Origin of the sequence: Pseudomonas sp. H1h (assembly GCF_000633255.1) — a bacterium.
In the GTDB taxonomy this organism is placed as follows: domain Bacteria; phylum Pseudomonadota; class Gammaproteobacteria; order Pseudomonadales; family Pseudomonadaceae; genus Aquipseudomonas.
This window is the reverse complement of the sequence record NZ_AYMJ01000025.1, coordinates 13509-35635: the sequence shown is the minus strand read 5'-3', so window position 1 is coordinate 35635 and position 22127 is coordinate 13509. Positions and strand designations below refer to the sequence as shown.

The following is a 22127-nucleotide window of genomic DNA, read 5'->3' as shown; positions in this document are numbered from 1 at the left end:
AAGGCGCTCCCCTGTGGGAGGGGGCTTGCTCCCGAAGGCGGCTCCTCAGTCGCCGTAGATATCAGACTTGAAATACTTCTCGGAAATCTTCTGATATTCGCCACTGGCACGAATCCCGTCGATGGCTGTGTTCAACTCGCTGACCAGCTCGCCATTGCCCTTGCGCACCGCAATCCCCGCGCCCTCGCCCACGTATTTCGGGTCTTTCAGTTCCGGCCCGACAAACGCATAACCCTTGCCTCGCGGCATCGACAGGAAGTCCGTCAGCGGGATGGTGTCGGCGAAAATCGCATCCAGCCGCCCGGCCGCCAGGTCCATGTAGATCTCTTCGTTGTTGCTGTAGCGCTTGACGTTGATGCCCTTGGGTTCAAACACCTCGGTGGCATAACGGTCGGTGGTGGTGGCGCGCTGCACACCGACATTCTTGCCCTTGAGGCTGGCGTACTGATCATCCACCGTAGCACCGTCCTTCATTACCAGTCGCGACGAGGTGAAGTAGTACTTGTGGGTGAAATCCACCGACTTCTTGCGGTCCTCGTTGATGGTCATCGACGACAGGGCCATGTCGATTTTCTTCACCTTCAGCGAAGGAATCAGGCCATCGAACTCACCCTCGACCCAGACGCACTTGACTTTCATCTGCGCGCACAGGGCATTGCCGATGTCATAGTCGAAACCGACAATTTCACCTTTGTCGGTTTTCGAGGCGAACGGCGGATAAGCCGCTTCAATGCCGATACGCAAGGTTTTCTCGGCGGCAAAAGCACTGGTGCACGCCAACAGGCTCAGGGCCAGACCGGTGATGAGGGGGAGTTTCTTCATGTTCGTTCTCTCGCGGGTTGTTGTTGGTTTGGCAAGACAGAAGAAAGAGCTGGAACGGAGGGAGACAGTTTTTTGTACTTGTAAATCCATACTGGACTTTTACGTACAAACCGTCAATCGGGCAAAGAGGCAGAGATTGCGGTTTTGCTGATGACGCCTTCGCGAGCAGGCTCGCTCCCACAGGAGATCTGCGCCGGGCACAAAGTCTGTGTACGTGAAGATTCAAATGTGGGAGCGAGCCTGCTCGCGAAGACGGACTTGCAGACGCTATGAAGAACTACTTCTTCCAGCGATCTGCAGCGGCATGATCACTGTCACGCCCTTCCACCCAACGCGGGCCGTCGCTGGTGTTTTCCTTCTTCCAGAACGGTGCACGGGTTTTCAGGTAGTCCATGACAAAGGCGCAGGCATCGAAAGCGGCCTGACGATGGGCACTGGCTGCACCGACAAACACGATCGGCTCACCCGGCTCCAGCGCGCCAATGCGGTGTAACACTTCCAGCTTGAGCAACGGCCAGCGCTGCTCGGCCTCGACAGCGATCTTGCCGAGGGCTTTTTCGGTCATGCCCGAATAGTGTTCGAGGAACATTCCCGCCACATCAAGGCCGTCGTTAAAGTCGCGCACATAACCGACAAAACTCACCACTGCACCAACGCCAACGTTGGCCGCGTGCATCGCATTGACTTCAGCACCGGGATCGAACGCCGTGGACTGCACACGAATCGCCATGGCTCAGCCTCCGGTCACGGTGGGGAAAAACGCCACTTCGTCGCCGTCACTCACCGGCTCGTCGAGCTGGCACAGGTCTTCGTTGCGGGCGCACATCAGGTTCTGTTCGCTCAACACCTGGGCACCCTCACGTTGCGCGAGCAGTGCACGCACGTCATCGACGGTGGCGAAATCACCTTCGACCGCCACCGAGTCCACGCCCAGCGCTTCACGGTAACGGGCGAAAAACCTTACCGTCAGGTTCATGGCTGCTCCGCCTGGAAATGCCCGCTCTTGCCGCCGACCTTCTCCAGCAGACGCACGCTTTCGATGGTCATGCCACGATCCACAGCCTTGCACATGTCGTAGATGGTCAGTGCGGCGACGCTGGCAGCGGTCAGTGCTTCCATTTCCACGCCGGTCTGCCCGGACAGCTTGCAGCGCGCAACGATGCGCACACTGTCGTCGCCCTCAGCGCTGAGTTCGACCTTGACGCCGGTGAGCATCAGCGGATGGCACAGCGGGATCAGATCACTGGTCTTCTTCGCCGCCTGAATGCCGGCGATCCGCGCCACGGCAAACACATCGCCCTTGGGATGGCCGCCGCTGACGATCATCTGCAGGGTTTCGGGGAGCATGCGCACCAGCGCCTGGGCGGTCGCCTCACGGAACGTCACGGCTTTTTCGGTGACGTCGACCATGTTGGCGCGACCTTGGGAATCGAGATGAGTCAGCACGGGATTACTCCTGATCAGGAGCAGGGATTGTAAACCTGCGGGTCAAATTTCCGCATCATTGATTATGAATTCACACCGTCCCCCAGTGGGAGCGAGCTTGCTCGCGAAGGCGGTGCATCAGGCTACATCGATGGTGACTGGCACACCGTATTCGCGAGCAGGCTCGCTCCCACAGGGATATACATTTATCCATAAAAAACCGGGCGGCTTTCGGGCCGCCCGGTTTCGGTTGAAGGGTTACAAATGCGATTCGGCGTATTCGGCCAGAATCGAGCGCGGTACTCCCTGCAAGGTGATGTGCACACCGTTGGGGAAATCCTTGAAGCGTTCGGTCAGGTAGGTCAGCCCGGAACTGGTCGCGGACAGGTAAGGGGTATCGATCTGTGCCAGGTTACCCAGGCACACCACTTTGGAACCGGCGCCGGCCCGGGTGATGATGGTTTTCATCTGGTGCGGCGTGAGGTTCTGGCATTCGTCGATCAGGATCAGGCTCTGCTGGAAGCTGCGACCACGAATGTAATTGAGTGATTTGAACTGCAACGGTACTTTGCTGAGGATGTAGTCGACGCTGCCATGGGTGTTTTCGTCATCCATGTGCAAGGCTTCGAGGTTGTCGGTGATGGCGCCCAGCCACGGCTCCATTTTTTCCGCTTCAGTGCCGGGCAGGAAGCCGATTTCCTGGTCCAGGCCCTGCACGCTGCGGGTCGCGATGATCCGGCGATAGCGCTTGCTGACCATGGTCTGCTCGATGGCCGCAGCCAGCGCCAGAATGGTTTTACCCGAACCTGCCGCACCCGACAGGTTGACCAGATGAATATCCGGATCCAGTAGCGCATACAGCGCCAGGCTCTGATAGATATCCCGCGGTTTGAGGCCCCAGGCTTCCTGGTGCAGCAGCGGTTCCTGGTGCAGATCGAGAATCAGCAGCTTGGCCTCGTCGATCTCCTTGATCCAGCCGACAAAGCCCTGTTCGTCGATGATGAACTCGTTGATGTGCACCGCCGGCAGGTTGTCGATCAGTTGCACCTGATGCCAGGTGCGGCCGTGATCCTGACGGGTATCGACCTTGCTCACGCGGTCCCAGAACGAGCCGGTCATGTTGTGGTAGCCGTTGGGCAGCAAGGACACGTCATCGACCAATTGGTCGGTGCTGTAATCCTCGGCATCGATGCCGCAGGCGCGCGCCTTGAGACGCATGTTGATGTCTTTGGTAACCAGCACCACCGCTTTCTTCGGATCACGGGTGTGCAAGTCGATCAACTGGTTGATGATTTTGTTGTCGTTCAGGTGCTCGGGCAGAATCAGGTTCGACTCGGCCTGCTTGCTCATCAGAATTGACAGCAAGCCTTTCGGCCCACCCTTGCCGCGCTGGATCGGCACGCCCAGTTCGACATCCTCGGGGGAGGCATCGCCCAAGGTCTTGTCAATCAAACGGATCGCCTGACGACATTCAGCGGCAACGCTGTGATGCCCGCTCTTGAGCTTGTCCAGTTCCTCAAGCACGGTCATCGGGATCGCGACGTGGTGTTCTTCGAAATTCAGCAGGGCATTTGGATCGTGAATCAATACGTTGGTATCGAGTACATAAAGGATTGGCTGGTTGGAAGAAGGGCTACGTCCGTGATCATCCATACTCGGTCACCTTTGTGGGAGCCATTCGACGCAATACCTGGGCGGTGCTGCGCCTCGAAGTGACTGCCGAAACCTCACCTGCGGAGATTCAAGTGACTGCAAACAAACGGGTCTTGGAAGACGCCACCTGTGTTGCAGGTTTCGGCGGTCTGTCTTCGTAATACTCCAAAACCCATGACATAAAAAAGCACTTTGACGGTTTTTTTAAGTTTATTTTGCAGAGTGACGAAAAGCCCTTGGCGGACCGTCCAGACCCCGCTAAAGTCGGAAGTCCGCCTGCATCGAATCCTGCAAAAAAATCGCCACAAGCCCAATGTTTACGGGCTTTTGCCGTTTATCAGCGAAACCCGTCCTGACAGTCTTCCCAACCGATGCCGCTTTGCGCAGTTTGCGTGATCAACCACGGCAACGCGGTCTTCACCGCATCCTGCTTCATGTTGAAATTGATCACCCCGTGGCGCCACAACAGCATCAGGGTCAACACCCGCTGCGCGCTCGGTGCCCCCTTGAGTTTGCCCGCGCCGTCCTGGGCATCGATGTCCCACAGTGCCACTTGCAGGCCCTGATTACGGAAGAAACTGCCGGCATCGCTGCGTCGCTGCCCCTCTGGAGGACGGAACAGCGGCACGTAATTTTCCGGCAACTTGCTCTTCACCAGATCGCTGCTGCGGCGCACCGAGTCCTGCCAGTCCTGCCAGTGGCTGTGGGAGCGGAATTCCCAGCCCTGCACGCCAACGCACTGTTTCGAGAACTCCGATTGCAGGTTGCTTACCGAGCGATCTGCCAGCCGCGCCTGTACGTCCTTGCCCAGCAGGAAGAAGGTGCCGCTCAAACTGGACTTGCGCAGGTAGTCGGCGATCCAGTCGGTATTGTCCGGCTGCAGATTGGCGGCGCTGTCGAAACTCAGCAGAAACAGCCGGTCATGCATCTCGTCGCCATTGCGCTCGTAGTCACCGAAACGATCGACTTCGCTGCTGGTCTGCGGCGACAGCGCGGCCTTGCGCATCAGCTCGTCCAGGTACTGCAAATGAAACAGCCGGCTCGGCTCTGCCCACTTGGTGTAATAACTGTCGTCGCTGACCACGAATTTGGCAGCCTGCTCGCGCAGCGTCGGCAGGTCCTCGACGAGAAAGCAGAACGAGGCGTCCTGATCACAGCTCTGCTGGGCGAAGTTGTAGCCGGCCAACAGGCGTTCCCACAACCGCTGACGCAGGCTGCTGATCGCGTCGATATTGACCGTGCGCAGCCCCAGACGCTGGGCCAGAGCGGCCTCGTCCAGCGCCTCGGTGCCGAGCAGGCCACGGGCAAACATGAGGATTTCGGCGCGAGACGCGACGTCGAACAGGGTCGGGTTGCTGAGCTGCTCGGGCCAGGTGCTGCGATCCAGCGTCGCCACATCACCCGGTGCCGCCATGGCACCGCAGCTCAACAGCCACGCGGTGAATAAAAGAACAATGCGCAAAGGGGTGTCTCCATAACAAAACCCGCGCGGCACTATAGCTGATCCCGCCCTATTTCCCTTAGCCACACAAATGCCCCCTCCCACATGGGGATTGTGGCAGGCCATCGATCACCTATTACGCTCATAGCTGGAGTCAACTCGGCCAAGCCCCTAGAATCGCCCCCACGATTAAAGGAGACGACTTCATGCTGATGGTGATTTCCCCCGCCAAGACCCTCGATTACGAAACACCGCCGGCGACCCAGCGCTTCACCCAGCCGCAATACCTCGACCACTCCCAGGAGCTGATCCAGCAACTGCGCGAACTGAGCCCGGCGCAAATCAGCGAACTGATGCACGTGTCCGACAAGATCGGCGGCCTCAATGCCGCGCGTTTCGGCAGCTGGACCCCCGCCTTCACCCCGGAAAACGCCAAGCAGGCCCTGCTCGCGTTCAAGGGTGACGTGTACACCGGTCTCGACGCGCAATCGTTCAGCGAAGCCCAGTTCGATTACGCGCAAAAGCACCTGCGCATGCTCTCCGGCCTCTATGGCCTGCTGCGTCCGCTGGACCTGATGCAACCGTACCGTCTGGAAATGGGCACCAAACTGGCCAACGCCCGAGGCAAGGACCTGTACGCCTTCTGGGGCACGCGCATCAGCGAATGGCTCAACGAAGCGCTCGTCGAGCAAGGTGATGACGTGCTGCTGAACCTGGCCTCCAACGAGTACTTCTCGGCGGTCAAGCGCAGCGCCCTGAATGCGCGAATCATCAACACCGAGTTCAAGGACTTCAAAAATGGCCAGTACAAGATCATCAGTTTCTACGCGAAGAAGGCCCGTGGCCTGATGAGCCGTTTCGTGATTCAGGAACGGATCAACGATCCGGCCGCCCTCAAACAGTTCGATGTGCAGGGCTATCGCTTCAGCGCCGAGCAATCGAAACCCGACAATCTGGTGTTTTTGCGCGACCACGCCCCGGAATAAAGCATGCCCATTGCACGACTCTTTCTATAAAGAGTCGTGCAGCTCGCACGACGTCAAAAATCCCTCGCACTATTTCGCCGTTTTATTGGCGACATAAAATCGTCCCCTCCAATTCTAATTTTAGTTTCACTCGACAGCCGTGATTTTTTTCAGTAGTGGCACGTAAATTTTTTCACGGTAGTGGCACAAAAACATCTAACGCGATTAGCCGCCTATTTATAAAGGGCGAAATCGAAAGTGCTATCAAATTGAGACCAGTGCCATCTATAGCAATATTTCAAAAAATTTCAGATTTCGCGATGAGTGGGTAGGAACTATGTCCAAATGCATAGCTCATACCACCGGTAACGATTCTCGCTGAGTTTGTACGAGATAACTTACGCAGAGCGGAGAACCATGTAACCAAGTTGTCACAGCAACTTGCCTAGATGGTTCACTCTTCTGATCAACTAACGATGGATAGGTGATACGCACCATAAACATCCTCTACAAGGCCAAGGCTGCGCCCCTGTAAACGTGCTCGCCTGAGCACCCAACCGCTTGATCTACGGGCGTTACGTCCGACATCAGGTGGACTGGACACATGCACATGAGTCTTCCAGCAAGAAGATCGGCTGCATAACAGGGCAAGTCATAACAACTAGGCCTAGTTGCGCACATCTTGAGTGCACTTATTTAGACACTCGGAACTTAGTATGCCTGCACACGGCATTGTGGCGCCTGTATGCCGCACTTCCGAGTGCACTATGACCGCTGAACACCATTAACTCCGGCCATCTAATGGCTTGATAAAACACAGAGGTAATTGCGATGCGCATCAGCATATTTGGTTTGGGTTACGTTGGCGCAGTGTGTGCCGGTTGCCTGTCTGCACGGGGCCATGACGTGGTTGGCGTCGATGTTGCCAAAGACAAGATCGACATGATCAATGCGGGTAAATCCCCGATTGTTGAGCCGGGTCTGGGCGAGCTGCTGGCACAAGGGATCGAGACCGGTCGTCTGCGCGGTACAACCAACTTCGCCGAGGCGATTCGTGACACCGACCTGTCGATGATCTGCGTCGGTACACCGAGCAAGAAGAACGGCGACCTGGAACTGAACTACATCGAAGCGGTGTGCCGCGAGATCGGTTTCGTGCTGCGTGAAAAAACCACCCGCCACACCATCGTGGTTCGCAGCACCGTGCTGCCGGGTACCGTCGCCAACGTGGTGATCCCGATTCTCGAAGACTGCTCGGGCAAGAAGGCCGGCGTCGACTTCGGCGTTGCGGTCAACCCGGAGTTCCTGCGTGAATCCACCGCGATCAAGGACTACGACCTGCCACCGATGACCGTCATCGGCGAGTTCGACAAGGCCTCGGGCGACGTTCTGCAGTCGCTGTACGAAGAACTCGACGCACCGATCATCCGCAAGGACATCGCCGTTGCCGAGATGATCAAGTACACCTGCAACGTCTGGCACGCGACCAAAGTGACCTTCGCCAACGAGATCGGCAACATCGCCAAAGCGGTCGGCGTCGATGGCCGTGAAGTGATGGACGTGGTCTGCCAGGACAAGACCCTCAACCTGTCCCAGTACTACATGCGCCCGGGCTTCGCCTTCGGCGGTTCGTGCCTGCCCAAAGACGTGCGCGCCCTGACCTACCGCGCCGGTTCGCTGGACGTCGAAGCGCCGCTGCTCAACTCGCTGATGCGCAGCAACGAATCGCAAGTGCAGAACGCCTTCGACATCGTTGAAAGCCACGACAAACGCAAAGTCGCCCTGCTCGGCCTGAGCTTCAAGGCCGGGACCGATGACCTGCGCGAAAGCCCGCTGGTGGAACTGGCCGAAATGCTGATCGGCAAGGGCTACGACCTGAGCATCTACGACAGCAACGTCGAGTACGCCCGTGTTCATGGCGCGAACAAGGACTACATCGAGTCGAAGATCCCGCACGTGTCGTCCCTGCTCAACGCGGACTTCGATTCGGTGATCGACAACTCCGACGTAATCATCCTCGGCAACCGCGACGAGAAATTCCGTTCGCTGGCCCAGCAAGCACCGCACGGCAAACAGGTCATCGACCTGGTGGGCTTCATGGCCAAAGCCACCAACGCCGGTACTCGCACCGAAGGTATCTGCTGGTAAGTCAGCCTTCCGGCCGGGGAATTTGAACCCCCGGCCGGTTCTTCGCCTGCCTTAACCCCATCGGGCCACCCAAACGGCTCGCCCGAGATCGAGACGGATGCAGATTATGCACAGGCTAAAGCACGGCCTACTTCAGGCCGCCGGTTGGCTGTTTTACCTCAGTTTGTTGATGGGCCTGGCCTTGATGCTGCCCACGTCCACGTTCGACTCCGAGTCGAAGGACTTCATTTTCCTGATTGGCGCCGTGGGTATCTGGCGCTACTCGATGGGTGCAACGCACTTTGTGCGCGGCATGATTTTTCTCTACATCGTTTACCCGCACCTGCGCCGCAAAGTGCGCAAGCTGGGTAAGGCGGCGGACCCGTCGCATGTGTTTCTGATGGTCACCAGTTTCCGTATCGACGCGCTGACCACCGCGCAGGTCTACAGCTCGGTGATCCGCGAAGCAATCGACTGCGACCTGCCGACCACCGTGGTCTGCTCGATCGTCGAAATGTCCGATGAGTTGCTGGTCAAAGCGCTGTGGGCGCGGATGAATCCGCCGGAGCGGGTCAAGCTCGATTTCGTGCGCATTCCCGGCACCGGCAAACGCGATGGCCTGGCCTATGGTTTCCGCGCGATCTCCCGCCACCTGCCGGACGACCGCGCCGTTGTGGCCGTGATCGATGGCGACACCGTGCTCGGCGAAGGCACCGTGCGCAAGACCGTGCCGTGGTTCCAGCTGTTCGGCAACGTCGGCGGCCTGACCACCAACGAGTTCTGTGAAGTGCGCGGCGGCTACATCATGAGCGAATGGCACAAGCTGCGTTTCGCCCAGCGCCACATCAACATGTGCTCGATGGCCCTGTCCAAGCGCGTACTGACCATGACCGGACGCATGTCGGTGTTCCGCGCCACCGTGGTGACCGACCCTGAATTCATCGCCGACGTCGAAAGCGACTCGCTGCAACACTGGCGCCTGGGCCGTTTCAAGTTTCTCACCGGCGACGACAAGTCGAGCTGGTTCAGCCTGATGCGCCTGGGTTACGACACCTTTTACGTGCCGGACGCGGCGATCAACACCGTTGAACACCCGCCGGAAAAGAGCTTCATCAAGGCCAGCCGCAAACTGATGTTCCGCTGGTACGGCAACAACCTGCGCCAGAACTCGCGAGCGCTGGGCCTGGGTGTGAAACGCCTTGGCGCGTTCACCTCGGTGGTGCTGTTCGATCAGCGCGTCTCGATGTGGACCTCGCTGCTGGGCCTGACCGTCGCCATCATCGCCAGCTTCAAGTACGGCGGCGCTTTCATCCTCGCCTACCTGCTGTGGATCGGCATCACCCGACTGATTCTGACCCTGCTGCTGTCGTGCTCCGGTCACCGGATCGGCCCGGCCTACCCGGCGATCCTCTATTACAACCAGATCGTCGGTGCGCTGGTGAAGATCTACGTGTTCTTCCGCCTCGACCAGCAATCCTGGACTCGCCAACCCACTTCCCTGACCCGTGATCTCGCCAGCTTTCAACGTTGGTTCAACACCTGGTCGTCTCGGACCATGACCTTCTCCGCCGGCAGCATTTTCGTCGCCGTGCTGCTGATGATGGTCTGACCCGCCCCCATTGAATTAACAAGGAAATCGCCCCTATGAATACCGCCGTCAACGCCAACGTAGTGCATGAATCCGAAGCCCAGCGTCAGCACGCCCGAGTGAAAATCCCGGCCAAACTGCGCTTCTTCGGCCCCGACCGGACGCCGGTCGAAGCGCGGGTCATTGACCTCTCCGCCGGTGGTCTGGCGTTCAACGCCGGGCAAGTGCCGCTGACCCTCGGCGAGGTGTACAAGGCGCGTCTGCAATTCGTGATCGACAACCTCGGCCTGGCCATGGACGTCGAGTTGCAAGTGCGCTCCTACGACCGCCAGACCGGTCGCGCCGGTTGCCAGTTCCAGAACCTGGAACCGCAGGACATCTCGACCCTGCGCCACTTGATCACTTCGCACCTGGCCGGCGACATCGTCAGCATGGGTGAAGTGCTGGCGACCCTGCAGCGCGACAACTTCACCAAGGCGCGCAAGGTCAAGGACGGCGGCAGCGGCATGACCCCGTTCGGGCGTCTGAAAGCGGTGACCTTCAGCGCCGGGGTCTTTGCCATTGGTCTGGTGGCGTTCGGTTTCGTCTTCAAGTCGGTGTACGGCATGTACTTCGTCAGCCATGCGCAAGCAGGTCTGGTCAGCGTGCCGGGGATGAACATCACCATGCCGCGCGACGGCACCGTGCAGAGCCTGGTCAAGTCCGACGGCGTCGCGGCCAAAGGCGCACCGCTGGCGACCTTCAGCACCAGCATGCTCGACGTGCTCAAGGGCCATCTGGACGAAGACCAGTTGCAACCGGCCAAGGTGGAAGAACTGTTCGGCAAGCAAATGACCGGCACCCTGACCTCCCCTTGCGACTGCACCGTGGCCCAGCAACTGGTGGCCGACGGTCAGTACGCGAGCAAGGGCGACGTGATCTTCACGCTGGTACCGCGCAACACCCAGGCCACTGTCGATGCACGTTTCTCTTATCGCCAGTTCGGCGACGTGCGTCCGGGCACTCACGTGAGCTTCCAGATCGCCGGCGAAGACCAGACCCGCACCGGCAAGATCATCAGCAGCACCAGCCTGAAGAGCGCTGACCTGTCCTCCGACATCCGCGTGCAGATCCAGCCGGACGAGCCGCTGGACAGCACCTTCGCCGGCCGCCCGGTGGAAGTGAACAGCGACCGTGGCCCGAACCTGAACTGGCTGATCGACAAAGCCATGGCTGCCGGTCTTTAAGTCGAGGACATGCCTGTGACTACTCCAACTCTCTTGAATACGCCGCAGCCCTTGTGGGAGCGGGCTTGCTCGCGAATGCGCTTCAACATTCAGAATCAGTGTGGGCTGACACACCGCCTTCGCGAGCAAGCCCGCTCCCACATGGGTCCTCTGTGTGCAGTTGCATTAGCAGTCTCTCTGGCAGGTTGCGCCGGCCTGCCCGACCAGCGTCTGGCCAACGAAGCGCTCAAGCGTGGTGACACCGCGACCGCCGCGCAGAACTACCGGGCACTGGCCGACCTCGGTTACAGCGAAGCTCAGGTTGGCCTCGCCGACATCCAGGTCGACAGCCGCGACCCCGAGCAGATCAAACAGGCCGAGGCGACCTACCGCGCCGCCGCTGACGTTTCGCCACGGGCCCAGGCCCGTCTCGGGCGCCTGCTGGTGGCCAAGCCAGGCTCGACCGAGGCCGAGCACCACGAAGCCGAAAGCCTGCTGAAAAAAGCCGCCGCCAATGGCGAAGGCAATACGTTGATCCCGCTGGCGATGCTGTACCTGCAATACCCGCACAGCTTCCCCAACATCAACGCCCAGCAGCAGATCGATCAGTGGCGCAAATCCGGCTACCCGGAAGCCGATCTGGCGCAGGTGCTGCTCTATCGCACCCAAGGCACCTACGACCAGCATCTGGATGACGTGGAAAAGATCTGCAAGGCCGCGCTCAACACCACCGACATCTGCTACGTCGAACTCGCCACGGTCTATCAGAAACGTGCCCGGCCGGAGCAACAGGCCGAGCTGATCAAGCAGATGCACGCTGGTTACAGCCGTGGCACGGTCAGCGCGCAGCGTGTCGATTCCGTGGCCCGCGTGCTGGCCGATTCGACCTTGGGCAAAACCGACGAGAAGACCGCGCAGTCGCTGCTCGAACCGATCGCACCAGGCTACCCGGCATCGTGGGTGACCCTCGCGCAACTGCTCTACGACTACCCGGAACTGGGCGACGTCGACCAGATGATGAAGTACCTCGACAACGGCCGCGCAGCTGACCAGCCGCGCGCAGAACTGTTGCTGGGCAAGCTCTACTACGAAGGCAAACTGGTGCCGGCCGACGCGAAAGTTGCCGAAGCACACTTCCAGAAAGCCGTCGGTCGTGAAGTCGCCGCCGACTATTACCTCGGCCAGATCTATCGCCGTGGATACCTCGGCAAGGTTTATCCGCAGAAGGCCCTCGACCACCTGCTGACCGCTGCACGCAACGGCCAGAACAGCGCCGATTTCGCCATCGCCCAACTGTTTTCCCAAGGCAAGGGCACCCAGCCCGACCCGCTCAACGCCTATGTGTTCAGCCAGTTGGCCAAGGCGCAGAACACCCCGCAAGCCGATGAACTGGCGACCACCCTCGCAGCGCAATTGCCGCCCGAGCGTCTGGCCGAAGCCCAGCGCCTGCTGCAACAGGAACAGGCCAGCCGTGGCGCCCTGAACCAGAACACGCTGCAACTGCACGCCCTGCAAGAAGAAGACGGCGAGGAATCCCTATGAAGTTGAATCCCTTTGTGAAGGCTGGTATTGGCCTCACGTTCGCGCTGATCTGGTCTTGCCCGACACTGGCCGCGATGACCGAAAGCAAGAACTTCGGCCTGGAAGTGAAAATCACCGGCCAGTCCGAAGACGACCGCGACCTCGGCACCGCACCCGGTGGCGACGTCAACGGTGTGGGCCTGGACCTGCGTCCGTGGATCTACGGCGAAAGCGGCGCGTGGAGCGCCTACGCCATGGGCCAGGCCGTGACCTCGACCGATATCATCGAGACCGACACCTTGCAGCAATCCGACGGCGCCGAAACCACCGACAGCGGTGACCGCCAGACCAAGAAAAACTACCTCGCGATGCGCGAGTTCTGGGTCGGCTACAGCGGCTTCACGCCCTACCCCGGCGAGATCCTCAAGTTCGGTCGCCAGCGCCTGCGCAACGACGACGGCCAATGGCGCGACACCAACATCGAAGCGCTGAACTGGACCTTCGACACCACCCTGTTGCGCGCCAACGCCGGTGTCGCCGAACGCTTCAGCGAATACCGCACCGACCTGAAAGAGCTGGCACCGAAAGACAAGGATCGCCTGCACGCCTACGCCGATGCTGCTTACCAGTGGACACCGGGCCAGTGGGTCGGTATTCGCGGCCACCACACCCACGATGACGGCAAACTCGATTACGCCGAACCCGGTGTACCTCGCGACACACTCGACAAAACCCAGAACGGCGACATCAGCTGGCTCGGCCTGACCGCCGACAGCGACGCCTATAACTGGCGCAACACCAATACCGTCAACTACTGGGGCAGCATCACCGGCATGAGCGGCGACCGTGACACGGTCAACGCCTTGAACGCCGATGGCACGCGCCCGGCACAAGCCAAGCGCAGCGATGACATCAACGGCTGGGCCACCGACCTCGGCGTGCGTCTGCGCCTCGATCCGCAGTGGCAGGTCGGTGCGGCGTATGCCCGTGCCAGCGCCGATTACCAACAGAATGGTCTGGAGAGCAACCGCTCCAACTACACCGGTACGCGATCACGCGTTCACCGTTTCGGCGAAGCGTTCCGAGGCGAAATGAGCAATATGCAGACCGCCACCCTGTTCGGTTCGTGGATGCTCAACGACCAGTACGACGCCAGCCTGATCTACCACAAGTTCTGGCGCGTGGACGGCAACAAGCCGGTGGGCAGCAACGGCATCAATGCCGTGGAAAACAACACCGACGACGTCACCGGCGCGATCCTCTCCAGCACTTCGCTGCCGCTTGAAGACGGCAACAAGGACTTGGGTCAGGAGATGGACCTGGTCGTCACCAAGTACTTCAAGCAAGGCCTGTTGCCGGCGGCGCTGAGCCAGTCGATCGACGAGCCTTCGGCCCTCGTGCGTTTCCGTGGCGGTGTGTTCAAACCGGGCGATGCCTACGGCAAGCAGGTTGACTCGTACATGCACCGCGCGTTCATCGACGTGATCTGGCGCTTCTGATGCAAACCGCCAAGGGAGTGCCCGACATGCACCATGCAAGGAAAGGCTCGATCAGCCTGTTGGCCGGCGCCATGCTGCTGGCCTCCGCTGGCGCCTTTGCCACGGTGGAACCGGCTGTGCCTCAACAGGGCAAACCGGTGACCACCGCCAAAGAGCTGCAACAAGCCAAGACCTACACCGTCAGCAGCGCGCCGACCGAGGCGCTGGAACTGGCCAAGCCGAAACTGCCCGACCTGTCCGGTTTTACCGCCGAGGCCGCCGCCGCGAAAATCGTGCGCAGCAAAGCGGGCAAGATCAGCGTACGCCGGATGATGCAGGAAGACGCGTTGAAGGACTTCATCGGCGGCGACAACAAGATGGCTGAATGGGTGGTGCGTCAGCACGGCATCCCGCAGGCGATCTTCGTCGACGACGGTTACCTGAACCTCAAGGATCTGGCGCAGAAACTGCCCAAGCAGTACTTCAGCGAAACCTCGCCGGGCGTGTACCTGGCGAAGTTGCCGATCGTGGTCGGGCGCAAAGGCATCCTCGAAATCGATGGCCAGACCCAGGAATTGCGCCTGTCGCAAGAGGCCGGTTCATTCCTGGTCAACGACGGCCAGCTGTTCGTGCGTGACACCAAGGTCACCGGCTGGCGCGAGAAGGACAACGGCCCGGCCACCTTCCGTTCGCCGAAGGAATTTCGTCCGTTCCTGCTGGCCTGGGGTGGCACCGAGACCTACATCGTCAACAGCAAGATGGCCAGCTTCGGCTACGCCAACAGTAAGTCGTACGGGGTGAGTATTTCCCAGTACACACCGAACATGGCCAAGGTCCTCAAGCGCCCCGAGCCGACTGGCTGGATCGTCGGCTCCGAGTTCTCGGACATGTGGTACGGCTTCTACTGCTACGAGACCCGCGACTTCGTGGTCAAGGGCAACACCTACAAGGACAACATCGTCTACGGCATCGACCCGCACGACCGTTCCCACGGTCTGATCATTGCCGAGAACACTGTCCACGGTACGAAGAAGAAGCACGGGATCATTATTTCCCGCGAGGTCAACGACAGCTTCATCTTCAACAACAAGAGCTACGACAACCACCTCTCGGGCCTGGTGATCGACCGTAACAGCGTCAACAACATCATTGCCTACAACGAGATCTACAAGAACCACACCGACGGCATCACCCTCTACGAGTCCGCCGACAACTTGCTGTGGGGCAACAAGGTCATCAGCAACAAGCGCCACGGCATCCGCATTCGTAACAGCGTGAACATCCGCCTCTACGAAAACGTTGCCATGGCCAACGGCCTGACCGGCGTCTACGGCCACATCAAGGACCTGACCGACACCGACCGTGACATCAAGCTCGACCCGTTCGACGCCCAAGTATCGCTGATCGTGGTCGGCGGTGAACTGGCGGCCAACGGCAGCGGCCCGATGGCCATCGACTCGCCGTTGAGCGTCGAGCTGTACCGCGTATCGATGCTGGCGCCAACCAAATCCAGCGGCATCAGCTTCAACGGCATCCTCGGCGAGCGCCAGGATGAAATTCTCGACCTGCTGGTGCGCCAGCAGAAAGCCGTGCTGATCGACCCTGTCGAACGCCAGACCGAAATGCGGGACTGAGGATAATTTTATGCACCCACACTTGATCAAATTACTCAGCCTGTCGGCCCTGACCGTGGGCATTCTAGCGGCCAGCCAAGGCGCTCGCGCCGACGCAGCGGCGGGTGCCACACCGCCGAAGTTCAGCGCCGAACCGTGCTGCAACCTGTGCCCCGCCGCCCACGACGCAAAGAACTACACCACGCGTTATCAGCAGAACTTCACCACCCTGGTGCAGGCGCAGGGCGACTGGTTGTTCCGGACCCAGGAAGATTTGCGCACCGAATTCAACACCACCCCGGCTGGCTACAAACGCCTGCAACAGCTGCATGATGCGTTCAAGGCCAAGGGCGTTGAACTGGTGATCGTCTATCAGCCGACCCGTGGTCTGGTGAACCGCAACAAGCTCAACCCGCAAGAAAAAGCCGCGTTCGATTACGACAAAGCGCTGGGCAACTACAAAACCATGCTCGGGCGTTTCGCCAAGATGGGTTACGTGGTGCCGGACCTGTCGCCGCTGACCAACGAATCGCTGCCGGACACCCTGCCCGCCCACGATTTCTACTTCCGCGGCGACCAGCACTGGACGCCGTACGGTGCGCAGCGCACGGCAAAAATCGTCGCCGAGAAGGTCAAGCAGATCCCGGCCTTCGCCGACATTCCCAAGCGTGAATTCGAGACCAAGCGCTCCGGGCGCATGGGCAAGACCGGCACCCTGCACAACATGGCCGGGCAACTGTGCGGCACCAGTTACGCGATCCAGTACATGGACCAGTTCACCACCGAGCCGAAAGGCGAAGCCGGTGACGGCGACCTGTTCGGTGACTCCGGCAACCCGCAGATCACTCTGGTCGGCACCTCGCACAGCGGCAAGAACTACAACTTCGCCGGCTTCCTCGAAGAAGCCATCGGCGCCGACATTCTCAACGTCGCCTTCCCCGGCGGTGGTCTGGAAGGCTCGATGCTGCAGTACCTGGGCAGCGACGAATTCCAGAAGACCCCACCGAAGATTCTCATATGGGAATTCTCGCCGCTGTACCGCCTCGATCAGGAAACCATCTATCGCCAGATGATGTCCCTGCTCGACAACGGCTGCGAAGGCAAAGAGGCCCAGATGACCGGCAGCACCACGCTGAAACCGGGCACCAAGCAAGAACTGCTGGTCAACAGCAAGAACCTGAACCTGCAGAACAGCAGCCACCAGGTCGACATCCGCTTCGCCGACACCTCGGTGAAAACCCTGCACGCCACCCTCTGGTACATGAACGGTCGCCACGAGGACATCAAAATCGAGAAACCGGAAACCTCCGACACCGACGGTCGTTTCGCCTTTGAGTTGCGCACCGACGAAGACTGGGCCTCGCAAAACCTGCTGGCCGTCGAAGTCCAGGGTCCGGAAGCGGGCACCGCGCCACAAAAAGTCGAAGCGAAAATCTGCAAACGCAACGTATTCCCGGGCGCTGGGCAACAAACCGCTCAGGTCGGGCAATGAGGTCTGCTATGCGAAATCCGACATTGAAATCTTTATTGGCTCCCACCCTGTTGAGCCTGGCGATGTTCGCCGGGGCCACTCAGGCCGCCGCGCCACTGCGTCCGCCACAGGGCTACTTCGCACCGGTGGATAAATTCAAGACCGGCGACAAGAGCGAAGGCTGCGACGCGATGCCGGCGCCGTACACCGGGCCGCTGCAATTTCGCAGCAAATACGAAGGCTCGGACAAGGCCCGCGCGACGCTGAACGTGCAGTCGGAAAAAGCCTTCCGCGACACCACCAAAGACATCACCACGCTGGAACGCGGCACCGCCAAACGGGTGATGCAGTTCATGCGCGACGGTCGCCCGGAGCAACTCGACTGCACGCTGAACTGGCTGACCGCGTGGGCCAAGGCCGATGCACTGATGTCGAAAGACTTCAACCACACCGGCAAGTCGATGCGCAAATGGGCGCTGGGCAGCATGGCCTCGTCCTACATTCGCCTGAAGTTCTCCGACTCGCACCCGCTGGCCGCACATCAGCAAGAGGCGCAGCAGATCGAAGCGTGGTTCAGCAAGATGGCCGATCAGGTGGTCAGCGACTGGGACAACCTGCCGCTGGAAAAAACCAACAACCACTCGTACTGGGCGGCGTGGTCAGTGATGGCGACGTCGGTCGCGACCAACCGTCGCGACCTGTTCGATTGGGCGGTCAAGGAATACAAGGTCGGGGTCAATCAGGTCGATGCCGATGGCTACCTGCCGAACGAACTCAAGCGCCAGCAACGTGCCCTCGCCTATCACAACTACGCCCTGCCACCGCTGGCGATGATCGCCAGTTTCGCGCAGGTCAACGGTGTCGATCTGCGTCAGGAAAACAACAGCGCGCTGAAGCGCCTGGGTGACCGGGTACTGGCCGGGGTGAAAGACCCGGACGCGTTCGAGAAGAAGAACGGCAAAGAGCAGGACATGACCGATCTGAAAGAGGACATGAAATTCGCCTGGCTCGAACCGTTCTGCAGCCTCTACACCTGCCCGGCGGATGTGCTGGAGAAGAAACACGGCATGCAGCCGTTCAAGACCTTCCGCCTCGGTGGCGACCTGACCAAGGTCTACGACCCGTCGCATGAAAAGGGCAACAAGGGTTCGTAAGACCGAACGCAAAACCTGTGGGAGCGAGCCTGCTCGCGAATACGGTCTGACATTCAAAACGGATGTCGACTGACACGACGCCTTCGCGAGCAGGCTCGCTCCCACAGGTCAAGTGTCAGGTTTGAGATGTGTGAGTTAGCCCTCCCGGTTTCCATGGGGGGTTTGGGGGGGCTTTGGCCCTTGACTGTTGGTTCAAACATGGAGAGATCGGGATGGTATTTTCATCCAACGTGTTCCTGTTTCTGTTCTTGCCGATCTTTCTCGGCTTGTACTATCTGAGCGGGCAACGCTACCGCAACCTGTTGCTGCTGATCGCCAGCTACGTGTTCTATGCGTGGTGGCGGGTGGACTTCCTGGCGCTGTTCGCCGGCGTCACCTTGTGGAACTACTGGATCGGCCTGAAAGTCGGTGCCGCCGGTGTCCGCACCAAACCGGCACAGCGCTGGCTGCTGCTCGGTGTGGCGGTCGATCTGTGCATCCTCGGCTACTTCAAATACGCCAACTTCGGCGTGGACAGCATCAACGCGATCATGACCTCGTTCGGTCTGGAGCCGTTCATCCTGACCCACGTGCTGCTGCCGATCGGCATCTCGTTCTACATCTTCGAGTCGATCAGCTACATCATCGACGTGTACCGCGGCGACACCCCGGCTACGCGCAACCTGATCGACTTCGCGGCGTTCGTGGCGATCTTCCCGCACCTGATTGCCGGTCCGGTTCTGCGCTTCCGAGACCTGGCCGACCAGTTCAACAACCGCACCCACACCCTCGACAAGTTCTCCGAGGGCTGCACGCGGTTCATGCAGGGCTTCATCAAAAAGGTCTTCATTGCCGACACCCTCGCGGTGGTGGCCGACCACTGCTTCGCCCTGCAAAACCCGACCACGGGGGATGCCTGGCTCGGCGCACTGGCCTACACCGCACAACTGTACTTCGACTTCTCCGGTTACAGCGACATGGCCATCGGCCTGGGCTTGATGATGGGTTTCCGTTTCATGGAAAACTTCAAGCAGCCTTACATCAGCCAGTCGATCACCGAGTTTTGGCGCCGCTGGCACATCAGCCTGTCGACCTGGCTGCGCGACTACCTCTACATCACCCTCGGCGGCAACCGAAAAGGCACGCTGATGACCTATCGCAACCTGTTCCTGACCATGCTCCTCGGTGGTCTGTGGCACGGCGCGAACATCACCTACATCGTCTGGGGTGCGTGGCACGGCATGTGGCTGGCGATCGAGAAAATGCTCGGCCTCAACACCTCGCCGCGCAGCCTCAATCCGATCCGCTGGGCACTGACCTTCCTGTTGGTGGTGATGGGCTGGGTGATCTTCCGCGCCGAGAACCTGCACGTTGCCGGCCGCATGTACGGCGCAATGTTCGGCTTCGGCGACTGGTCGCTGTCGGAACTCAATCAGGCCAGCCTCACCGGCCTGCAAGTGGCGACTCTGGTGGTGGCGTACGTGACGCTGGCGTTCTTCGGCCTGCGTGATCTGTACACCAATCAACCGCCAGCCAAGACCAAACCTGCGGTCAACGTCGAGACCGATGGCCCCGCCACAGCGACCCCGGGAATGATCAAGGCAGCCCCGGGCGAAAACCCGGCGAACATCCATGAGCCTGGCTACACCGTCGGCGTCGACGCCCAGGTGCAACCGGCGTACTGGACGGCGGACTGGTCGCGCTACGTGATGCGCGGGCTGATCCTGCTGCTGTTCATCGCCTCGATTCTCAAACTCTCGGCGCAAAGCTTCTCGCCGTTCCTTTACTTCCAGTTCTGAGGGATCTGACATGACCCGCTCATTACGCATCTTCTACATCGCGCTGTTTCTGGTGACCCTGCTGGTGCTCGGTCTGTGGTCGGTGCGCAGCTTCTTCGGCTTCAGCACCAACGCCGATGCGACGGTGCTCAACGGTCGCTGGACCAAAGCCGTGGAAACCCACTACGACGATGAATTCCCGATCAAGCGTCTGGGCACCAACCTCTGGGCTGCGCTGGATTTCAAACTGTTCAACGAAGGTCGTCCGGGCGTGGTGCTCGGTCGCGATCAGTGGCTGTACAGCGACGAGGAATTCAACCCGATCGTCAACGAAGAGCTGAACCTGCAAGGCAACTACGCGCTGGTCGAAGGCGTGCGCCAGACCCTCAAGGCCAAAGGCGTGAAACTGGTGATGGCGATTGTGCCGGCCAAGGTTCGCCTGTACCCGGAACACCTGGGTGAAGTGAAACCGGCGAGCATCCACGCCAACCTCTATCAGGACTTCCACGCCCGTGTCGCGGCGGACAAGATCCTCGCCCCGGACCTGCTCGGCCCGCTGCAAAAGGCCAAGCAGAACGGTCAGCAAGTGTTCCTGCGCACTGACACCCACTGGACCCCGGAAGGCGCGGAAATCGCCGCCAACACCCTGGCCAAGACCATCGCCGTCAAGTTCCCGCTCAGCGGCGAGCCGCAGCGTTTCGTCACCACGCCTGCCGAGAAGGTCACGCACAAGGGCGACCTGCGTCTGTTCCTGCCGCTCGATCCGCTGTTCGAAAACCTGATGCCGGCGCAAGAACCGCTGCAAAAACGCAACACCGTGGCCGCCGCCGAGCAGCCTGCCGGTGACGACGCGCTGTTCGCCGACAGCGAAGTACCGGTCGCACTGATCGGCACCAGCTACAGCGCCAACCCCAACTGGAACTTCGTCGGTGCGCTCAAGCAAGCGCTGCACAGTGACGTCGTGAACTACGCCGAAGACGGCCACGGCCCGATCCTGCCGATGCTCAGCTACCTGAAAAGCGATGACTTCAAGAACAGCCCGCCACAGGTGCTGATCTGGGAGTTTCCTGAACGATATCTGCCTGTGAACAACGAAATCGGCGACGCCGACCCGCAGTGGGTCGCAGAGCTCAAACAAGCCGGTGCTCGCCAACAAAACGTAGCCATCAACACTAAATCCGAGACGCCCGATCGGGCGCAAAACTGAAAGAGAGGTAACACCATGACTTTCACAACTACTCCTCGTCGTCTCGCTAAAAGCTTCGCTCTGGTTGCGGGTCTGAGCGTGCTGTCGGTACAGGCTTTTGCCGGTGGTGACGCCGCGCTGTACGGCCCGACTGCCCCGAAAGGCTCGACCTTCGTGCGGGTCTACAACGCCAGCAACGCCGAAGTCAGTGCCACCGTCGGCAGCACCAGCCTGAGCGACGTTGCGCCACTGGCCAGCAGCGACTTCAGCTTCATGCCGGGCGGCGACTACAGCGCCAAGGTCGGCAGCCAGACCCTGCCGGTGAAACTCGCCGGTGACCATTACTACACCCTGGTCAACAACGCTTCCGGCGCGCCGCAACTGATTGAAGAGCCGCCGTTCAAGAACAAGCAGAAATCCCTGGTGCGCGTGCAGAACCTCAGCGACAAGCCGCTGACTCTGAAGACCGCCGACGGCAAGACCGACGTGGTGCCAAACGTCGCCGCCAAGGGCCGTGGCGAGCGTGAAATCAACCCGGTGAAAGTCAGCCTGGCGCTGTACGAAGGCGACAAGAAAGTCGGCGACGTGAAACCGGTCGCCCTGGAGCGCGGTGAGGCCGCAGTGCTGTACGTCACGGGTTCCGGCAGCAGCCTGTCGCCAGTCTGGGTGAAACGCCCGGTGTCGACCCGCTAACAAATTTTCCGAACTGACTCAGTCCCCC

At 60.1% G+C, this 22127-nt stretch carries 18 protein-coding genes; 12 read left to right on the top strand and 6 right to left on the bottom strand.

Annotation, left to right across the window (positions count from 1 at the left end; all coding sequences use genetic code 11):
• Nucleotides 1-45: 45 nt before the first annotated feature.
• The 6 genes from U862_RS0120580 to U862_RS0120555 form a co-directional block, all read right to left on the bottom strand.
• Nucleotides 46-822: an ABC transporter substrate-binding protein gene (locus U862_RS0120580; protein WP_025112144.1), complete on the bottom strand. Its 777-nt coding sequence runs from the start codon at nt 820-822 to the stop codon at nt 46-48.
• Between the two features lie 277 nt (nt 823-1099).
• Nucleotides 1100-1552 (bottom strand): molybdopterin synthase catalytic subunit MoaE, encoded by a 453-nt coding sequence (gene moaE / locus U862_RS0120575; RefSeq protein WP_025112143.1) that lies wholly within the window; start codon nt 1550-1552, stop codon nt 1100-1102.
• Between the two features lie 3 nt (nt 1553-1555).
• Nucleotides 1556-1798, bottom strand: a complete 243-nt coding sequence (gene moaD, locus U862_RS0120570) for a molybdopterin converting factor subunit 1 (RefSeq protein ID WP_025112142.1) — start codon at nt 1796-1798, stop codon at nt 1556-1558.
• Nucleotides 1795-2268: a cyclic pyranopterin monophosphate synthase MoaC gene (moaC, locus tag U862_RS0120565; protein ID WP_007972660.1), complete on the bottom strand. Its 474-nt coding sequence runs from the start codon at nt 2266-2268 to the stop codon at nt 1795-1797. Before moaC ends, moaD begins: the two co-directional genes overlap by 4 nt.
• Before the next feature lie 237 nt (nt 2269-2505).
• Nucleotides 2506-3900 (bottom strand): PhoH family protein, encoded by a 1395-nt coding sequence (locus tag U862_RS0120560; RefSeq protein ID WP_025112141.1) that lies wholly within the window; start codon nt 3898-3900, stop codon nt 2506-2508.
• 337 nt (nt 3901-4237) lie between these two features.
• Entirely contained in the window at nt 4238-5314 is a 1077-nt protein-coding gene (locus tag U862_RS0120555; RefSeq protein WP_371262584.1) for a polysaccharide deacetylase family protein, read from the bottom strand.
• 233 nt (nt 5315-5547) lie between these two features.
• On the opposite strand from U862_RS0120555, the gene yaaA reads away from it, so the two are divergent.
• From yaaA to U862_RS0120495, 12 genes are all read left to right on the top strand, one after another.
• On the top strand, nt 5548-6327 hold the full coding sequence (yaaA, locus tag U862_RS0120550; RefSeq protein WP_025112139.1) for a peroxide stress protein YaaA: 780 nt from the start codon (nt 5548-5550) through the stop codon (nt 6325-6327).
• An 810-nt stretch (nt 6328-7137) separates the two neighbouring features.
• Nucleotides 7138-8454 carry a nucleotide sugar dehydrogenase gene (locus U862_RS0120545; RefSeq protein ID WP_025112138.1) on the top strand — a complete coding sequence of 439 codons (1317 nt, stop codon included), beginning with the start codon at nt 7138-7140 and terminating at the stop codon, nt 8452-8454.
• Between the two features lie 106 nt (nt 8455-8560).
• Nucleotides 8561-10042: a mannuronan synthase gene (gene alg8, locus U862_RS0120540; protein WP_371262583.1), complete on the top strand. Its 1482-nt coding sequence runs from the start codon at nt 8561-8563 to the stop codon at nt 10040-10042.
• A gap of 35 nt (nt 10043-10077) precedes the next feature.
• A complete protein-coding gene (locus U862_RS0120535; protein WP_025112136.1) occupies nt 10078-11247 on the top strand; it encodes an alginate biosynthesis protein Alg44 in 1170 nt (389 codons plus the stop codon).
• 15 nt (nt 11248-11262) lie between these two features.
• Complete coding sequence (algK, locus tag U862_RS0120530) at nt 11263-12768, top strand: alginate biosynthesis TPR repeat lipoprotein AlgK (RefSeq protein WP_025112135.1); 1506 nt, start codon at nt 11263-11265, stop codon at nt 12766-12768.
• Nucleotides 12765-14246 (top strand): alginate export family protein, encoded by a 1482-nt coding sequence (locus tag U862_RS0120525; RefSeq protein WP_025112134.1) that lies wholly within the window; start codon nt 12765-12767, stop codon nt 14244-14246. The genes algK and U862_RS0120525 overlap by 4 nt, the downstream gene beginning before the upstream one ends.
• A 26-nt stretch (nt 14247-14272) precedes the next feature.
• Entirely contained in the window at nt 14273-15859 is a 1587-nt protein-coding gene (gene algG, locus U862_RS0120520; RefSeq protein ID WP_025112133.1) for a mannuronan 5-epimerase AlgG, read from the top strand.
• 10 nt (nt 15860-15869) lie between these two features.
• Nucleotides 15870-17330 carry an alginate O-acetyltransferase gene (locus tag U862_RS0120515; protein WP_025112132.1) on the top strand — a complete coding sequence of 487 codons (1461 nt, stop codon included), beginning with the start codon at nt 15870-15872 and terminating at the stop codon, nt 17328-17330.
• An 8-nt stretch (nt 17331-17338) separates the two neighbouring features.
• On the top strand, nt 17339-18463 hold the full coding sequence (locus U862_RS0120510) for a mannuronate-specific alginate lyase (RefSeq protein ID WP_025112131.1): 1125 nt from the start codon (nt 17339-17341) through the stop codon (nt 18461-18463).
• Nucleotides 18464-18675: 212 nt separating this feature from the next.
• Complete coding sequence (locus U862_RS0120505; protein ID WP_025112130.1) at nt 18676-20241, top strand: MBOAT family protein; 1566 nt, start codon at nt 18676-18678, stop codon at nt 20239-20241.
• Between the two features lie 10 nt (nt 20242-20251).
• A complete protein-coding gene (locus tag U862_RS0120500; RefSeq protein ID WP_025112129.1) occupies nt 20252-21427 on the top strand; it encodes an alginate O-acetyltransferase in 1176 nt (391 codons plus the stop codon).
• A gap of 15 nt (nt 21428-21442) precedes the next feature.
• A complete protein-coding gene (locus U862_RS0120495) occupies nt 21443-22099 on the top strand; it encodes an alginate O-acetyltransferase AlgF (RefSeq protein ID WP_025112128.1) in 657 nt (218 codons plus the stop codon).
• Nucleotides 22100-22127 lie beyond the last annotated feature (28 nt).